The 16,672-nt window shown below is 66.8% G+C and carries 14 protein-coding genes; 8 read left to right on the top strand and 6 right to left on the bottom strand.

Annotated features, from left to right (window positions below; all coding sequences use genetic code 11):
- Positions 1 to 30 precede the first annotated feature (30 nt).
- From GDIA_RS03610 to GDIA_RS03595, 4 genes are all read left to right on the top strand, one after another.
- Complete coding sequence (locus GDIA_RS03610) at positions 31 to 609, top strand: polysaccharide biosynthesis/export family protein (protein WP_012553316.1); 579 nt, start codon at positions 31 to 33, stop codon at positions 607 to 609.
- Positions 610 to 642: 33 nt separating this feature from the next.
- Entirely contained in the window at positions 643 to 1,842 is a 1,200-nt protein-coding gene (locus tag GDIA_RS03605; protein WP_043458664.1) for a glycosyltransferase, read from the top strand.
- Between the two features lie 48 nt (positions 1,843 to 1,890).
- Positions 1,891 to 3,378: a hypothetical protein gene (locus tag GDIA_RS03600; RefSeq protein WP_012226496.1), complete on the top strand. Its 1,488-nt coding sequence runs from the start codon at positions 1,891 to 1,893 to the stop codon at positions 3,376 to 3,378.
- A 76-nt stretch (positions 3,379 to 3,454) separates the two neighbouring features.
- Positions 3,455 to 4,684, top strand: coding sequence for an acyltransferase family protein (locus GDIA_RS03595; RefSeq protein ID WP_012553314.1), 1,230 nt, complete (start codon positions 3,455 to 3,457; stop codon positions 4,682 to 4,684).
- An 8-nt stretch (positions 4,685 to 4,692) separates the two neighbouring features.
- Here the strand turns inward: GDIA_RS03595 and GDIA_RS19400 are convergent, their stop codons facing one another.
- Positions 4,693 to 4,860 carry a hypothetical protein gene (locus GDIA_RS19400; protein ID WP_012226494.1) on the bottom strand — a complete coding sequence of 56 codons (168 nt, stop codon included), beginning with the start codon at positions 4,858 to 4,860 and terminating at the stop codon, positions 4,693 to 4,695.
- A 181-nt stretch (positions 4,861 to 5,041) separates the two neighbouring features.
- Between GDIA_RS19400 and GDIA_RS03590 the strand changes: the two genes are divergently transcribed.
- Complete coding sequence (locus GDIA_RS03590) at positions 5,042 to 5,620, top strand: phosphatase PAP2 family protein (protein ID WP_012226492.1); 579 nt, start codon at positions 5,042 to 5,044, stop codon at positions 5,618 to 5,620.
- A gap of 9 nt (positions 5,621 to 5,629) precedes the next feature.
- Here GDIA_RS03590 and acuI read toward each other — a convergent pair whose 3' ends face one another.
- Entirely contained in the window at positions 5,630 to 6,607 is a 978-nt protein-coding gene (gene acuI / locus GDIA_RS03585; protein ID WP_012226491.1) for an acrylyl-CoA reductase (NADPH), read from the bottom strand.
- 218 nt (positions 6,608 to 6,825) lie between these two features.
- Between acuI and GDIA_RS03580 the strand changes: the two genes are divergently transcribed.
- The gene (locus GDIA_RS03580; protein WP_012553312.1) at positions 6,826 to 8,271 is read left to right on the top strand and encodes an NAD-dependent succinate-semialdehyde dehydrogenase; all 1,446 of its coding nucleotides are present in this window, start codon (positions 6,826 to 6,828) and stop codon (positions 8,269 to 8,271) included.
- 121 nt (positions 8,272 to 8,392) lie between these two features.
- Complete coding sequence (locus GDIA_RS03575) at positions 8,393 to 9,487, top strand: branched-chain amino acid aminotransferase (RefSeq protein ID WP_012553311.1); 1,095 nt, start codon at positions 8,393 to 8,395, stop codon at positions 9,485 to 9,487.
- A gap of 65 nt (positions 9,488 to 9,552) precedes the next feature.
- Here GDIA_RS03575 and GDIA_RS03570 read toward each other — a convergent pair whose 3' ends face one another.
- Positions 9,553 to 9,912 (bottom strand): RidA family protein, encoded by a 360-nt coding sequence (locus GDIA_RS03570; protein ID WP_012226486.1) that lies wholly within the window; start codon positions 9,910 to 9,912, stop codon positions 9,553 to 9,555.
- Between the two features lie 320 nt (positions 9,913 to 10,232).
- Here GDIA_RS03570 and GDIA_RS03565 point away from each other — a divergent pair, with 320 nt between their 5' ends.
- A complete protein-coding gene (locus GDIA_RS03565; RefSeq protein ID WP_012226484.1) occupies positions 10,233 to 12,719 on the top strand; it encodes a phosphocholine-specific phospholipase C in 2,487 nt (828 codons plus the stop codon).
- 19 nt (positions 12,720 to 12,738) lie between these two features.
- Here GDIA_RS03565 and GDIA_RS03560 read toward each other — a convergent pair whose 3' ends face one another.
- The 3 genes from GDIA_RS03560 to hutC are packed head-to-tail and all read right to left on the bottom strand — an operon-like array spanning position 12,739 to position 16,504.
- Positions 12,739 to 14,094, bottom strand: coding sequence for a cytochrome-c peroxidase (locus GDIA_RS03560; RefSeq protein WP_012226483.1), 1,356 nt, complete (start codon positions 14,092 to 14,094; stop codon positions 12,739 to 12,741).
- Positions 14,095 to 14,099: 5 nt separating this feature from the next.
- The gene (locus GDIA_RS03555; RefSeq protein ID WP_220792385.1) at positions 14,100 to 15,749 is read right to left on the bottom strand and encodes a phospholipase C; all 1,650 of its coding nucleotides are present in this window, start codon (positions 15,747 to 15,749) and stop codon (positions 14,100 to 14,102) included.
- A 41-nt stretch (positions 15,750 to 15,790) separates the two neighbouring features.
- On the bottom strand, positions 15,791 to 16,504 hold the full coding sequence (gene hutC, locus GDIA_RS03550; RefSeq protein WP_012226481.1) for a histidine utilization transcriptional repressor HutC: 714 nt from the start codon (positions 16,502 to 16,504) through the stop codon (positions 15,791 to 15,793).
- Positions 16,505 to 16,672 lie beyond the last annotated feature (168 nt).

The following is a 16,672-nucleotide window of genomic DNA, read 5'->3' as shown; positions in this document are numbered from 1 at the left end:
CAGCCCATGCGATACGGGAGCATATCCAGAATGCCGACGACCAGTCTCACCAGCCGTCGTTCCGCCGTGGTGCTTTTCGGCATGGCAACCGTTCTGAGCGGATGCGCCGCCGGATCGTCCCTCGATCCGGTGGCGGCATACGATCCCAACCAGTATCGCCTGGGGGTCGATGACCAGATCCGGGTTCTTACCTACGGTCAGGACCAGCTGACGTCCGATTTCCGGGTCGACAGCAACGGCAAGGTCGCATTCCCGCTGGCCGGCCACCTGCAGGCGGAAGGACTGACCACCTCCGAATTCGCGGCGGAAATTTCCGCCGCGCTGGAGAAGGCGCGCATGGTGCGGCAGCCGAACGTCACGGTCGAAGTGACGGCCTATCGCCTGGTCTCGATCCTGGGCGAGGTCGCACGGCCGGGCCAGTATGCGTATCAGCCTTTCATGACGATGCTGACGGCCGTCGCATCGGCCGGCGGATTCACCTATCGCGCGCTGGAAGACCGGGCCTACGTCGTCCGGCAGGAAGGCGACCATACGGTGGTGGGGCGCCTTAATCCACAGGACTACGTCAAGCCCGGGGACGTCCTGAAGATTTATGAACGCCACTTCTGATGGAAGATACGGGAGGTATATATCGTGACCGTCATGCAGCCCGATCCGTCCGTCGCACCGATGCTGAAGGTGGCCGTCGTTCATGAGTGGCTGGAACATTTCGCGGGGTCGGAACGTGTCGTCGAGCAGATCCTCAAGGTCTTTCCCCAGGCCGAGATCTTCGCGATCGTCGATTTCATGCCGCCGTCCGAACGCGGCATGCTGGGCCAGCGCAAAGTCACCACGACGTTCATCCAGCACCTGCCGTTCGCTCGCAAACGCTTCAGGAACTATATCGGCCTGATGCCGATCGCCATCGAACAGCTCGATCTTTCCGGGTTCGATCTCGTCATTTCCAGCAACCACGCCGTTGCCAAGGGGGTGATTACCGGCCCCGACCAGATCCATATCTGCTATGTCCATTCCCCGATGCGCTACGCATGGGACATGCAGGCCGCCTATCTGAAGCAAAGCGGGCTGGAGCGCGGGCCGAAGGGATTGTTCGCCCGCTGGCTGCTGCACCGGCTTCGCAACTGGGACGTGCGCTCGGCCAACGGCGTGGACGTGTTCATTGCCAATTCCAGCTATATCCAGCGGCGGATTCGCAAGGTCTATCGCCGGTCGTCCGTCGTCATCTATCCCCCCGTCGATGTCACGCGCTTCCGGCCCGTGGTCCAGGTCCGCGACGCCTATGTGGTTGTCTCGCGCCTCGTCCCGTACAAGCGCGTCGATCTCGTGGTCGAGGCATTCCGGCGCATGCCGCAGCGCCGGCTGATCGTCGTGGGGGATGGTCCCGAACGCGACCAGATCGTCGCCGTCGCGGCCGGTGCGCCCAATATCGAAATGCGGGGCAAGGTGGGAAGCGAGGAATTGCTGCACCTGATGCAGGCGGCACGCGCGTTCGTCTTCGCGGCGGAAGAGGATTTCGGCATCGCCATGGTCGAGGCCCAGGCCTGCGGCACGCCGGTGATCGCGTTCGGGCGCGGCGGCGCGCTGGACATCGTGCGGGGGGTGGGCGACGCCGGCGGCCCGACCGGGCTGCTGTTCGACCAGCAGGACGCGGACGCCATCGTTGACGCCGTGGAACGCTTTGCCGCCCTCGAATCCCTGATGACAGTGGAGCTGTGCCGGGAAAATGCCCTGCGTTTTTCCGAAGAGATGTTCCGCCGCGCGATCCGCGACGTCGTCGATGCGGCCCTTCTCGATACGACCGGGCCCGGCGTGACGCAACTGACGGGTGGGGCTGGGGGTTAAGCATCGCGATTTCCGTCCTCTCTTCCTTCCTGACCGGAGGCCGATCCCGTGTCCGTACCTCTTTTCGGCCTTATCGTTTTTCCCCTCTGCTTCCTGCTGTGGCTGCGGCCCGCCAGGATGCTGGAAGTCCTGCTGCTGGCGGGGGCCTTTCCGGCGGCGGCGGCGCTGGTTCTGGGCGGCGGGGGGGTGCAGCCGGTCCTGGTGCCGACCCTGGGCTTCATATCCTACGCCATGCTGCAACGCATGCTGGGCGCGCGCTATCCGGGGGACCGGGCGGCGCGCGCGCTCTATATGCCTTTCGTGCTGACGGCGGCGTGGGCCGTCCTGGGTTCGGTGATTCTGCCGCGCGTGTTCATGAACAGCGTCCTGGTGTGGCCGCAGAGGAATGATTCCACCGCGCAGCAGGTCCTGCTGGCCCCCAGTTTCGGCAACATCACCCAGGATATCTATCTGATGGTCAACGTCATGCTCACGGTCCTGGCGGCGGGATTCCTGACGCGGGCCGATATCCGGATCGACCGCCTGTATCGCGCGTATCTTTTCAGTGGCTGGGTGGTCTGCATACTCTGCTTCTGGCAGCTCGCGCACCGGCTGGCCGGCGTGCCGTTTCCCTCCGCCTTTCTGTATTCCAATCCCGGATGGGTTATCTTCGACGGGCAGATGGCCGGGTCGGTGCCCCGCATCAACGGATCGTTCACCGAACCATCGGCATGCGGCGCCTACCTGTCGGGGATTCTGTATTCCACGATCTGGGCCGGACTGCAGGGATATCGCCTGCGCATGCTGCGGGCCCTGATTCCGGTTGCCGCCGTCGCCCTGCTCACCACCACATCCACAACCGGTTTCGCCACGATGGCCGTGGGATTCCTGATCCTTCCCGCGGCGGCGCTGGCCACCGGTTCGATCCGGCTGTTCGGCCGTGTCGGCCGTTTCCTCGCCATCGGCGCGGCGATTGCGGGCTTCGGGTCACTGGTCCTGATCACGATCGAGCCGCGCCTGCTGCCGGCGATGGAACTGGTGTTCCAATCGACCGCCGACAAACAGGATTCCGAATCCTATCAGGAACGGTCGATGGCCGACCGCGACGCGCTGGCGGTGGTGCCGCAGACATTCGGGCTGGGCAGCGGCTGGGGAAGCAACCGGGCCTCCAGTCTCATTCCCAGCCTGCTTTCGACGATCGGCGTCGTCGGCGTGGCGGGCATGCTGATCTTCGATGTGCGACTGGTACGAAGCGCCATGCAGGCCCGCCGCCTCGTCCCCATCTGTCCCGAACGCCTGATGATCGATGGTGGTCTTGCCGCGCTGGCCGGGCGCATGGTGGCGGCCATCATGTCCGGTCCAACCATCGGGTTTCCTGACTTCTACCTGATGATGGCCATGGTGATCGCCGCGGTCGCCCGCATCAGGGTGTGGGCCGCGGAAAACCGCTGGCCGTATGAAACCCAAGGCCGGCCGGACATTCCGTCAACGCCGGTGTGGCCGCATGTCCCGGGGCCGGTCGCTCTGTCCCAGATGGTCGGAAGCAGCGTGGCATAGTCCCCAACGATCAGGACCCATCGAACATCGCGGTGACGGGTCCCGTTCCATGTTCCACCGCGTATGGAGGCGCAGGTTGAGACGCAATCACGAACTTGATGCCATTCGTGGCATCGCGGCGTTCGTTGTCCTTCTGCATCATGCATGGCTGGCGATGCCGCGGCCGTGGCATGACATGGCCGAACCGTCATCGTTATGGCTGTTCCTGCGCCCGGCTTTCCTGCTGCGCTACACGCCGCTCGGCCTTCTTGTCGACGGGCCGCGCTGTGTGGGCCTGTTCTTCGTTCTCAGCGGCTATGTGCTGGCGATTTCGCTTTCCGGTCCCCGCGCGGGAGGTTATGGGCGCTTCGTGGTCCGCCGCCTCTGCCGCATCTACCTTCCTTTCGCCGCGATCATCCTGGTGTCGGCCATGGTCTGGGGGCTGGTCCCGGCGGCGGGGGACCGTGTGCCCGAAGCCAGTGACTGGCTGTCGCAGGGGCAATGGTCGGTGGTGCCTGCCTTTGCGGTGCTGTTGGGACACCTGGCCATGATCGGAACGCCGGCCCTGCAAAGCCTCGATCCACCGATGTGGTCCCTGGTGGTCGAAATGCGGGTCTCGTTGATTTTTCCGCTGCTCTACCTGGTCATGACGCGCTATCGGGCGATTGGTATCGCCGGGGTCGCAGTCCTGTATCTGCTGTCCTGCGGCATCATGTCGGCCCGGGACGAGGTCGTACCCCTGTCCTTCGGGACCAGCCTGCTGCTGACCCTGGACTATATGCCGCTGTTCGTCGTGGGTATTCTTCTACACCAGGGGCGTGAACGGCTTTGGCATGTCTGGCGGTCGATGCCGGTCATCCACCGCTGCGTCGCGATCCTCTCGGTCGTGGGGGCCTATATCGCCTTCCAGCGCAGCATGCCCGCGACGGAGGCGGCGTTGATGGCGTGGGCTCCCGGAATCGGGGCGCACGTTGCGATCGACGTGACGAAGAATATCATCTGGCAGTTGTCGGTCGCGGGCGGGTCGGTCGCCGCGATCATGATCGCCCTGCACAGCCAGCGCGCCAGCCGCTGGCTCGACCTGCGACCCTTCCAGTGGCTGGGCAGCATTTCCTACAGCCTCTATCTGGTGCATATGCCGGTGCTGATGGCCATGGTCCACGCGCTTCACGGCCATATGCCCATGCCGGCCATCCTGGCCGTGTCGATCATCCTGTCGCTGGCGGTGGCAACCCTCGGCTTCCACTGGATCGAACAGCCCGCGATCGCCCTGGGCCGTCATCTGACGCGCAGGACGATGTCGGCCCCCGTCGCCGTGGTACCGTGATGCCCGGCCTATCCGTGGTGGTGCCAGAGCAGGAACAGGCCCAGCAGGATCGCAATCCATAGCACGGCCCCGGCCAGCACCGCCCGCATCACGCCGCGGGCGGGACGCAGGGGATCAGGGGTCTGTTCCGTCCTGTCGGCCGGATGATCGACCGTTCTCATGCTGGGTTCCGGCATCGTCTGATCTCCATCACCCCGGTCATTCCCCTCTGGCATCGTGTCGGGTCCAGACTGTCAGCCTACGGAAGCGAAATGATAATCTATTTTTATTTCAAACACATGGTAAAAGATATGTCCAGATCGGAACGAGGTTGATACCCTGTTTTCGCCGGGCGGGCGAGGAGATGCGGGGCCAATGATGTCTTTCGTGACCGATCTTGCGGATCAGTCTGTCGTCATTCCCTTGCAAATCATGGTTTTCGTGACCTTCCTGCTGTTCCGCTCCTGGCGTTTCGCGCTGGTCTGGGGCCTGGTGACGTGCGGCGGATCGGGACTGATCCTGATGCTGAAACTCTGGTTCGAGGCCTGCGGCCTGCCGCCGGACCGGGTTCTCTACAGTCCCAGCGGCCACACCATGGCCGGCACGATGGTCTATGGCTGCCTGCTGGCGGTCCTGCCCGTGCGCCGGTCGATCCTGATGGGGGTCACGGTTGCCATCGCCTGCGTGCTGGGACTGTCGCGCGTCGTGCTGGGCTGCCACACCGTCACCGAGGTCATCGTCGGCGGGGTGGTGGGCGTGGCCGTCGTGGGCGTCTTCTATCGCCTGGCGGGTCCGCCCCCCGGCGGAGGGCGGACCGTGCTGGGCGTGCTGGCCGTGGTCGCGGGTATCGTCGCACTCTTTCACGGATATCACTCGACCGTCGAATACCATATCCAGCAATTTTCGCGTTTCGATCTCGGGCCGCTCTTCTGCCGCTCCGACGTGCGCGGCGCATAGGCCGTCCGGTCAGAGGGCGACCACGATGCGCCCGCGAACGCGACCTTCCAGAAGGTCCGTGGCGGCGGGAACCACGTCCGACAGCGTGATGTCCTGCGTCATCGGTTCCAGTTCCGCCGGGTCCAGGTCCTGCGCCAGCCGCCGCCAGGCCTCGATACGGTCGGGGCGGGGACACATGACGCCGTCGATGCCGACCAGGGTGACGCTGCGCAGGATGAAGGGGGCGACCGTGACCGGAAAGGCCATGCCGCCCGCCAGCCCGCATGCGGTGACGATGCCGCGATACTGCATGGCGGCACAGATGCTGGCCAGGACCTGCCCGCCCGCCACGTCCACCGCCCCGGCCCATCGCGCCTGTGCCAGCGGGGGGCCCGGATGCGACAGGACGGCGCGATCCATCACGTCGTCCGCGCCCAGGGCGCGCAGATATGCGTCGTCACCGGTCCGCCCCGTCACGGCAACGACGCGATAGCCCAGCCGTGACAGCAGCACGATCGCGATGCCGCCGACGCCGCCCGATGCCCCGGTCACGACCACGTCGCCCGAATGCGGGGTCAATCCCTGCCGTTCCAGGGCCAGAACGCACAGCATGGCGGTAAAGCCGGCGGTACCGATGGCCATGGCCTGCCGGGTGCTGAAGGCGCGGGGCAGCGGCACCAGCCAGTCACCGCGCACCCGCGCCAGTTGCGACAGGCCGCCCCAGTGGCTTTCGCCCACGCCGCAGCCATTCAGGACCACGCGGTCGCCGGAGCGGTAGCCCGGATGGTCGGATTGTGCGACGACCCCTGCCAGGTCGATGCCCGGCACCATGGGAAAGCGCCGCACCACCGGGGCTCGCCCGGTCAGGGCCAGCGCGTCCTTGTCGTTCACCGCCGAATATTCCACCCGCACCGTCACGTCGCCCTCCGGCAGGCGTGCCGGTTCCAGCGTGCGCAGCGTGGCACGATAGCCGTCCGCGTCCCTGTCGATTATGATCGCCCTGAACATGCCCGCCCCCCGTGCCACGCCCCCTTTGCGGAGGAACGCGGGACGATGGTGATTGGTGCCGCCGATCGGCCTTGAGGCTGTTTCAAAAGCCCTGCTGCGGCGATTCGACGCGCGTTTCCTGCGCTCAGCAGCAGAACTTTTGAAACAGCCTTTTTGACCCGAACCGGCGCTTGGGGCACGTTCTGGCGAATTGCCCCATACCCGATGGAGATCCCGCCATGTCCCAGTATCCCGAGACGCTGCTGTTCATCGACGGGCAGTGGATCGCGGCCAGCGACGGACGGTTCGTCGACGTGGTGAACCCCGCGACGGAACAGGTCATCGGCCGCGTGGCCCATGCCGGCCAGCCCGAACTGGCGGCGGCGGCCGCGGCGGCCGGGCGCGGCTTCGCGGTCTGGAGCCGGATGTCGGTGTTCGACCGCTACAGGATCATGCGGCAGGCGGCGACCCTGCTGCGCGAGCGGGTCGAAACGGTGGCCCCGATCATGACGATGGAACAGGGCAAGCCCGTGGCCGAGGCCCGGACGGAACTGCTGGCGGCGGCGGATACGATCGACTGGCTGGCGGAAGAGGGGCGTCGCGCCTATGGCCGCCTGATTCCCGCCCGCGCCGTGGGCGTGACCCAGGCGGTGATCCGCACCCCGGTCGGTCCGGTCGCCGCGTTCTCGCCGTGGAATTTCCCGGTCAACCAGGTGGTGCGCAAGGTGGGCGCGGCGCTGGCCACCGGGTGCTCGATCATCGTCAAGGCCGCCGAGGAAACGCCGGCCTCGCCGGCCGCCCTGGTGCGGGCCTTCGCCGATGCCGGGGTACCGGCGGGGGTGATCGGGCTGGTCTACGGCACGCCGTCCGAAATCTCGGAAACGCTGATCGCGCATCCGGCCATCCGCAAGGTGACGTTCACCGGATCGACCGCCGTGGGCAAGATGCTGGCGGCCCTGGCCGGATCGCACATGAAGCGCGCGACGATGGAACTGGGCGGCCATGGTCCGGCGATCGTGTGCGCCGATGCCGATCTCGACCGGGCCGCGACCACGCTGGTGGCGGCGAAGTTCCGCAATGCCGGACAGGTCTGCGTCTCGCCCACCCGCTTCCTGGTGGAACGCCCGGTCTTCGGCCGCTTCGTCGAACGGTTCGCGGAACTGGCCCGGAAGGTTCAGGTCGGCGACGGGCTGCAGTCCGGCACCACCATGGGACCGCTGGCCAATGTCCGGCGCGTGGACGCGATGGAGGCCCTGATCGGCGATGCCACCGCCCGGGGGGCGGAGATCGTGACCGGCGGCCAGCGGGTGGGCAATGCGGGGTATTTCTTCGCGCCCACGGTCCTGCGCGACCTGACCACCGAGATGCGCATCATGAACGAGGAGCCGTTCGGTCCCGTGGCGCTGATGTGCCCGTTCGACACGCTGGACGATGCGGTGGGCGAGGCGAACCGCCTGCCTTACGGCCTGGCAGCCTATGCCTTTACCGGTTCGGGGCGCACGGCGGCCCGCCTGAGGGACGAGGTCCGGACCGGCATGCTGACCGTCAACCACCTGGGCCTGGGACTGCCCGAAGTCCCGTTCGGCGGAATCGGCGATTCCGGGTACGGATCGGAAGGCGGGACCGAAGCGCTGGATGCCTATCTGGACACCCGCTTCTTCTCGATGCGCGACTATCCGGCTTGACGCGCGGCGCGATCTGGGGACTCTGACCGATCGGTCCGGCCCGCGTCGCGGGCGCGTAAGGGGGCCGTTTCGGGCTGGCGCGGCAGAGGCCGCGCCGATGTGGTGGTGAAAGAGCAGGATCATGGACAGCGCCGACCAATTTCGTTTTACGCATCTTCCGCATCCCGCGCCGGTTCCGGCGGCACGGCGCACGGAATTGCTGGCCAATCCGGGATTCGGTCGCGTCTTCACCGACCACATGGCTGTCGTACGCTACAAGGAAGGGCAGGGCTGGCATAACCCGACGATCGAGGCCCGGGCCCCGATCCCGCTGGACCCGGCCGCGGCGGTGCTGCACTACGCCCAGGAAATTTTCGAGGGCATGAAGGCCTATCGCGCCGCCGATGGCGGCGTGGTGATGTTCCGGCCCGATGCGAATGCCTGCCGGTTCTATCAGTCCGCCGAACGCATGGCGATGGCCCCGGTGCCGGATGCGCTGTTCCTGGCGGCGGTGCGGGAACTGGTGCGGGTCGACCGCGACTGGATTCCGACCGGCGAGAACGCCAGCCTGTACCTGCGGCCGTTCATGATCGCCAGCGAGGCGTTCCTGGGCGTGAAGCCCTCGTCGGAATATCTGTTCATCGTCATCGCCTCGCCGGTCGGATCGTATTTCAGCGGGGGCGCCGTCTCCGTCTGGGTGTCCGAGGATTATACCCGCGCGGCCGTGGGCGGCACGGGGGCGGCCAAATGCGGTGGCAACTATGCCGCAAGCCTGCTGGCCCAGCGCGAGGCGAAGACCCACGGGTGCGATCAGGTCCTGTTCCTGGACGCCGTCGAACACCGATGGGTCGAGGAAATGGGCGGCATGAACATTTTCTTCGTGCTGGATGACGGATCGCTGGTCACCCCGCCGCTGGGGGGCACGATCCTGCCGGGCATCACCCGCGACGCGATCCTGACACTGGCGCGCGACCGTGGCCTGACGGTGCGCGAGGAGCCGTACAGCATCGACCAGTGCTATGCGGACGCCGCCAGCGGTCGCCTGAAGGAAGCCTTCGCCTGCGGAACGGCGGCGGTCGTGACCCCGATCGGCCGCCTGTGCGGCCATAGGGGCGAGGTCGTGATCGGCAGCGGCAACGGCGCCGATCCGATCACCGAAAGCCTGCGCGGCGCATTGATCGGCATCCAGCGCGGGCAGAACCCGGACCCCTATGGCTGGGTCCAGCACGTCGCCTGAACCCAGGACGACCAGCTACCCCAAAGGGCTCGGCCCTTTGGGGCACAGGGCAGCGCCCTGACGCTTTACAAGGCTGCGATGGCAGTGAGTTCGACCCGCCAGAGCGGATCGGCCAGACGCGCCTCGACAGTGGCGCGGGCGGGTTTGTTGTCCCGGTCCAGCCATACGTCCCAGGCGCGGTTCATGCCGTCCAGGTCGTCCATGTTCGCCAGGAAGATCTGCACGCTCAGCAGACGGCTCTTGTCGGTGCCGGCTTCCGCAAGCTGGGCGTCGACCTGGCGCAGGATGTCGGCCATCTGGCCTTCGATATCCAGCGTCACGTCTTCGGTCACCTGTCCGGCCAGATAGACCACACCGTTATGGATGACGGCACCGGTCAGACGGGTCTCGGGTTGCAGGCGGGTAATGGGGGACATCGGTCGCATTCTCTCCGGATCACATAGGGATGGCTCAGGATAGGACGTAAGGCGCGCCCGCGACAGGGCCGCGGGTCCGGGGAGAGGCGACTGGCCAGCATGCTGACAAGATAGTCGCCGTATGCGCAATATTATTTTAGCGTTAATATAAAGTGCGTGAAATATTCCATCGATTTCCATGCGGCGTGCGTCGGATATCCGGGCTGCGTCACCGACGCCTTGTCATTGAATTGTCATAAGGGAAACCGGGAGGTCTGTCGTATAGGCACTGACCTATACGACACTCATCTTATATGCCCCTCATCCGGCGGGTCTTGCGCGAGTAGACAATGGCCACACGCAGAGATTTCCTGAAATACGCCCTTCTGTCCGGAGCGGCGGGTGGCGCGTCGTTGCTGTCTGATCCCATCCGCCGTGCTTTCGCCATTGCACCGAATCCGGGCTCGACCTGGCAGGACGCCGAGCATGTCGTGATCCTGATGCAGGAAAACCGCTCGTTCGACCACGTCTTCGGCACGCTGCAGGGTGTGCGCGGCTTCAACGACCCGCGTGCGATGCGCCTGGCCAACGGCAATCCGGTCTTTGCGCAGACCGGCAAGGCGGGGGAGACGTATCTGCCCTGGCGGCTGAACATCCGCGATACGCGCGTGACCTGGATGGGCTCGATCCCCCATTCCCGCGACAGCCAGGTCGATGCCTGGAATGGCGGCGGTCATGACGGATGGATTGATGCCAAGAAGTCGCATCACAAGGGCTATGATCGCTATCCGCTGACAATGGGCCACTACACGCGCGAGGACCTGCCTTTTTACTACGCGCTGGCCGACGCCTTTACCGTCTGCGACCAGAATTACTGCGGCGCGATGACCAGTACCACGCCCAATCGGCTGCTGTTCATGACCGGAACCGTGCGCGACCGGCAGGATACGTCGTCGAACGTGTATATGCGCAATGGCGAGATCCTGGAGGGCGGCATGACGTGGGCCACCTTTCCGGAACGACTGGAACAGGCCGGAATTTCGTGGAAATACTACCAGAACGAACTGACGCAGACCGGCGGCATGAGCGAGCCGGAACGGGCGTGGCTGGGGAATTTCGGCACGAACGTTCTGGAATGCTTCGATCAGTATTGCGTTTCGGCCAATCCCGGTTTCGCCGACTGGCTCGAGGCGCGCATCGCCGACTGCCAGGGCCATATCGACCGGCTCAACAGCCGGGAAATGCTCATTTCCGAAGCGCATGAGGAGCAGTTGGCCGAGGCGCGGATGCTGCTCGATGTCCTGACGCGCCGTCGCGGCCTGGCCGACCAGACGATGGACAGGCTGACACCGCAGGAACGTACGTTGTTCGAGAAGGCGTTCGTCATCAACAGCGGTGATCCGAATTATCGCAAGCTGGACCGTCTGGCCTTCCATGACGGAGAAAAGACCACTCACATGGATGCGCCGAAGGGCGACCTCCTGCATCAGTTCCGCCAGGATGTGAAAGCGGGCAGCCTGCCTGTCGTATCGTGGCTGTCGGCACCGGGGCATTTTTCCGACCATCCGACCTCGCCGTGGTACGGCGCGTGGTACGTGTCGGAAGTCATGGATATCCTGACCGAAAATCCCGATATCTGGAAAAAGACCATTTTCATCATCACCTATGATGAAAATGACGGTTATTTCGACCATTGCTGTTCCTACGCGGCCCCGGACCCCACGCGCCCGGACACCGGTCGTTCTTCCGCCGGCATCGGACCGGACGGGCTGGAATACACCACCGCGAAGGATGAAACGGACCGAGGCGTGCCCGAACGCCTGGCCCGCAGCGGCCCGATCGGGCTGGGCTTCCGTGTGCCGATGATCGTGGCCTCGCCCTGGAGCCGGGGCGGTTGGGTCAATTCCCAACTGTTCGAACACACCTCGACGTTGCGCTTTCTGGAAGCCTTCATCCAGGGCAAGTTCGGCAGGACGGTCACCGAGACCAATATCTCGCCCTGGCGCCGCGCCATCAGCGGCGACCTGACCTCCTGCTTCCGGCCCTATGACGGTACGGTGCCGACCCTGCCTTTCCTGGACCGCGACGCCCATCTGCATATGATAGAGGACGCGCGTGACCGGCCGATGCCGGGCGGCTTTCGCGCGCTGGATGATGCGGAGATAGCCGCCCTGCGCGCCGACCCCGCCACCTTGCGGCGGGTGATCCGGCAGGAGCCCGGCACGCGTCCGGCCTGCGCTCTGCCCTACGAGCCCTATTGCGACGGCGGCATGTCGAAGGATGGCAGGCTGGTCAGCCTGCGTATGCGCGCCGGTACGACGCTGCATGGCGCACGGTCGGCCGGGCTGCCGTTCAATGTCTATCGTCATGCCGCCGCACCCGATGGCGGCATGCAGGCAGGGACCTACGCCGTCGCGGCCGGGGATACGCTGAGCACGGCATTCGGCGGTTCGGCATTTCTCGACGGGCTCTACGACGTGTCGGTCCATGCGCCGAACGGCTTTTATCGTCGGTACAGGGGGCGGCGGGACGGCGTGCCGTTATGGGCGGAATGCCTCTATCTGCACGGCAAGGATGCGGATCTGCTGGTGCGCGTCACCAATCACGGGACGAAGGCAATCGACATAACCTGTACCCTGGCCGCGCACGGCACGGCGCGGACGCTGCATGTGCCGCCGGGACGGAGCGTCGAGGCGCCGTTCGCCCTGCGTCAGGACGCGATGTGGTACGACGTCACCCTGACCAGCCCAACCGAGGGCGATCTGCTGTATCAGTTCGCGGGCCGGGTCGAAACCGGGAACCCGGGGCGGACCGATCCGGCCATGGGCGCGGCGTAGGGGACCATCTCCCCGCGCGTCAGCGGGCGGGGCGATCGGTCAGCATGTCCAGGAAGGCGACGATGTCCCGCCGCTCGTCCGGGGTCAGGGGCGGCGCGTCGCCGGGGTGCCGGTCGAACGGGGCATCGGCCACGTCGATATTGGTCTGGTAGCGATCGGGCAGATCGTCGAATTTCCGCACCTGCCCATCCGGCCCCACGGGATAGATGCGTCCGGGATCGACGTCGCGGAAGGTGTAGAAGGCCAGGACGTCGTCCAAGGTGCGGAACACCCCGTTATGGAAAAAGGTGTGGCGCGTCGCGACATTGCGTAGCGTGGGGGTCGCGAACAGGCCGCACATCGCACTTTGGCCCGCCATGTCGGCGCGCGGCGGCCCGCACAGCCCCAGATCGTGGAAGGACGGATCGCGGTTGGCGGCCAGTGCCCGGTTCCGGGGGGCGCCCAGGGCCTCGAACTGATGGTCGGTGAACAGCGGCGGCCTGCCGTCGGCCCCCGGCCGGTCGGGGTGGCATGCCGCGCAATTGCCCTTCGCCGGGTCGTTGAACAGCAGATAGCCCCGGCGCTGGGCGGGGGACAGGCGCGTCTTTCCCTCCAGCCAGTCGTCGAAGGGGCTGGCGTAGGGATGGAAGGCGGGGTCTTCGATCTGGTAGCGCGCCACGGCGAACAGGGCCTCGGCCAACAGCAGGTCCGGCGACCGCGCGACGGCCGGGCCGCCCAGGCGATAGAGGGTAGGGGTGTAGGGGGCCCGCGCCAGCCGGGCCAGGACGACGGCGCGGCTGGACGCCATTTCCCGGGGGTCGAACAGCGGGCCTGTCGCCTGCTGTTGCAGCGTGTCGGCACGGCCGTCCCAAAACAGGCCGCCCTGCGGGACCATGTTGGCAGCGGTCGCCGCATTGTTCTGCGCGGTCTTGGCGGCGTGGGGGAGGCCGGTCGCGACGGGCGGCGGCGGGGCTTCGCTTTCGGCATTGTCGGGGCCGATGCTGAAGGCGGGGCGGCGCTCCAGATAGGCCAGGGTCGGGACGGCGCGCAGCCCGTCCCGCGACAGGTCGACCCCACCGCGCGCCACCATGGCGGCACCCGCCGGCCCGTAATGGCGCGCCCGGTCGTGGCAGGACGCGCAGGATAGCCGTCCCGACCCCGACAGGGCCGGATCATGGAAAATGTCGCGCCCTGCCAGGGCCATCGCCGAAAGCGGGGCGGCGGGCGGGCGACGCAGGGCGACGGGGCAGGGGTTGCGCCCGTCCGACAGGGGCTGGCAGGCCGCGGGCGCCGGACCGCCCGCCGCACGGGCCGGCCGATCCCCCGGCGAACACAGCCACAGGACCGGCAGCAGCAGGATGAACCATACCCGGCCGCTGTCCGATCGGCGCGGCACGGCCCCTATCGGGCCTCCTGGCCGGTTTGGGGGTCCAGCAGCAGCGGCGTCAGGCGCGGCGGACGGGTAAAGTCGAACAGGTCCCCCAGATCATGGGCGTCGGCGTCGAAGGCCCCGCCACCCAGGCGTGCGCCGCCCAGCCAGTTATCCTCGATGAAGCGGGTGATCGAACTCTGGGTGACCAGGGCGTGGCCGACATGATTGACCCGCGCCCAGGGCGAGACGACCAGCAGCGGAATGCGGGTTCCCGGGCCGCAGCGGCCATCGACCGGCTGGCCCGCGACGCCCGGCGGACGTGGCGCCGTGCCGCAGCGGCCGGGGCCATCCAGCTGGTCCGCCGATTGGTCGCCCCCCGGCGCCGCCGACGAATGGGTCGGCCGGACGAAGGCATGGTCGTACCACCCGTCCGAATCGTCCCATGCGATGATGATCGCGGTGTCACGCCATTCCGGACGCTGCTGCAGCAGGTTCACGATGTCGACGATGCCCTGCTGCTCGTCCAGCGGGTCGGAATAGCCGGCATGGCCGTCCTGATAGGCGGGCAGTTTCAGGAACGAGACCGCCGGCAGGTGTCCCGCGCGCACGGCGGCGAAGAAATCGCGCAGGTCGTATTCGTGATTGGCCGGGTCCGGCGTGACGCCGTCCGCGCCCAGCGTATGGCCGATGGCGGCGATCGATCCGGGGCGCGCATGGGTCGGGTTGGCGGTGCTGGGGAAATACTGGAACCAGTTGTGATGGGGAATGTAGTCGGTGATCGTCTGCCCCACGACGGGCGAGGCCGTGGCCCGCTGGCACCCGGTGGACCCGTCCGGGTTGCGCACGGTCAGGTCGAATCCGCCCATGAACCCGCCCCAGGAAATCCCGGCGCCGTTCAGCAGGTCGCCGATATTGCGCCCGCGCATCACGACCTGGTCCTTCGGCACCGAGCAGACGTCATGGGCGGGGTCGATGTCGCCGATCATCGTCCAGCCGCCCTGCCCGTCGGCGATGTAGGGGGAATGGGCCTGCCGCGTGGCCGGCTTCTGCGTGGTCGCGACGATCTGCATGCCGTTGGTCTGCCCCGACACGACCTCCAGCGCCCCGGGGGTGGAGGGGCCGTAGGTATCGGTATAGGCCGCGTCGCTCATGGCGAAGCGCTGGGCATAGCGCCACAGAGCGGTGACGGTATTGCCGTCGAAATAGCCCATGACCTGTCCCCGGGTGGCGAACGCCCCCACGCCGCCGGGCGTACCGCGCCCGGTATGGCGGGGAAACAGGTCGGCCCTGCCACCGTGATAGGCCAGTTGTTCGGCGGTATAGGCATGGTTCTGGTCGGCGGTGGCGGCCTGCGTCCTGTCCAGCCGGAACGGCAGGCTGGCATCCCGGCCATTGGCCGGACCGGCGTTGGGGTTGGCGGTCAGCAGGCCGGTCGCGGCCAGGGTGTTGGCCGGCGGCGTGCCGGCCCCCGCGACGAAGGCCGGTTCGCCCGGCGGGTTCGCCGCCTGCGGGTAGGTCGCGAAATAATGGTCGAACGACACGTTCTCGTCGTACACCACAACCAGATGCCTGATCGGCGTCGTGGTCACGGCGGGTGGCGGCCCGGCCCCCCAGGCGGACGCGGCCAGCAGGGTCGTGGCCAGGGGAATGGCGAGGAAGGGGAGCGTTCTGCGAATCATGCCGGCGCGTGTGTCCTGATCGGTCGTCGCCGGGGCGGCCGTCACCGCCCCGAACGGCCGCTCAGGCTATAGCGGCTGCCCGGATAGGTGAAGATGCCCTTCATGACGACGCGGCCCTCCACCCAGGTGCGGCGGACCAGTTGCAGACAGGCTTCCGGCGTGTCGAGGTCCAGCAGCCCGCGCAGCCGCGCGTCGGGCGTGATGGCGAAGACCACGTGCTCGACGTTCTCGGGCCGGGCGATCAGCGACAGATACCGGTGCGGATGGGCCAGCGAGAAATCCTGCGCCAGATAGGCGGGCGCGAAATGCGGCGACACGAAGCGGTCTTCGACCTGCAGCGGGATACCGCCCTCGTCATGGACGATGACCGAGTGGAACAGCCGCGCCCCTGGCCGCTGGCCGAACGCGATGGCTAGGTCCATGTCCGCGCGTACGGTCTCCAGCGCCACGACGCGCGCGTGATGGGCCTGTCCGCCGGCCGCGATGTCGTCGGCGATGTCGCGCAGTTCCAGGAATTCCGCGTCGATCGCGGGGGGCGATACGAACGTGCCCACCCCCTGGGCACGGTTCACCACGCCCTCGGCCGTCAGTTCGCGCAGGGCCCGATGCACCGTCATGCGCGATACGCCCAGCGTCGCGACCAGCGCGCTTTCGGACGGCAACCGGTGCCCGGCGGGCCATTCGCCGCTTCGGACACGGTCCAGGACATAGTGCTTGACCTGGCCGTACCGGGTGGGCGGGATGCTGTCGGGCATCGAGGGGGGGGACTCCGTGGGGCGGTTGCCGGATGTCGATGGGTGTCTATACAACCAAACCCGAACGGGAGCCTACTCCGGCACCCTGGCGGGCCGGCTTGATGCAGATCAGGTCGTGCCGGAAGGGAGCTGTGTAAGACTACGCCACAGAGACGATCCGCGGATGCG

The organism is Gluconacetobacter diazotrophicus PA1 5 (assembly GCF_000021325.1).
Classification (GTDB): Bacteria; Pseudomonadota; Alphaproteobacteria; order Acetobacterales; family Acetobacteraceae; genus Gluconacetobacter; species Gluconacetobacter diazotrophicus.
Note: the sequence above shows the minus strand (reverse complement) of the source record. Positions and strands in the feature narration are given on the sequence as shown.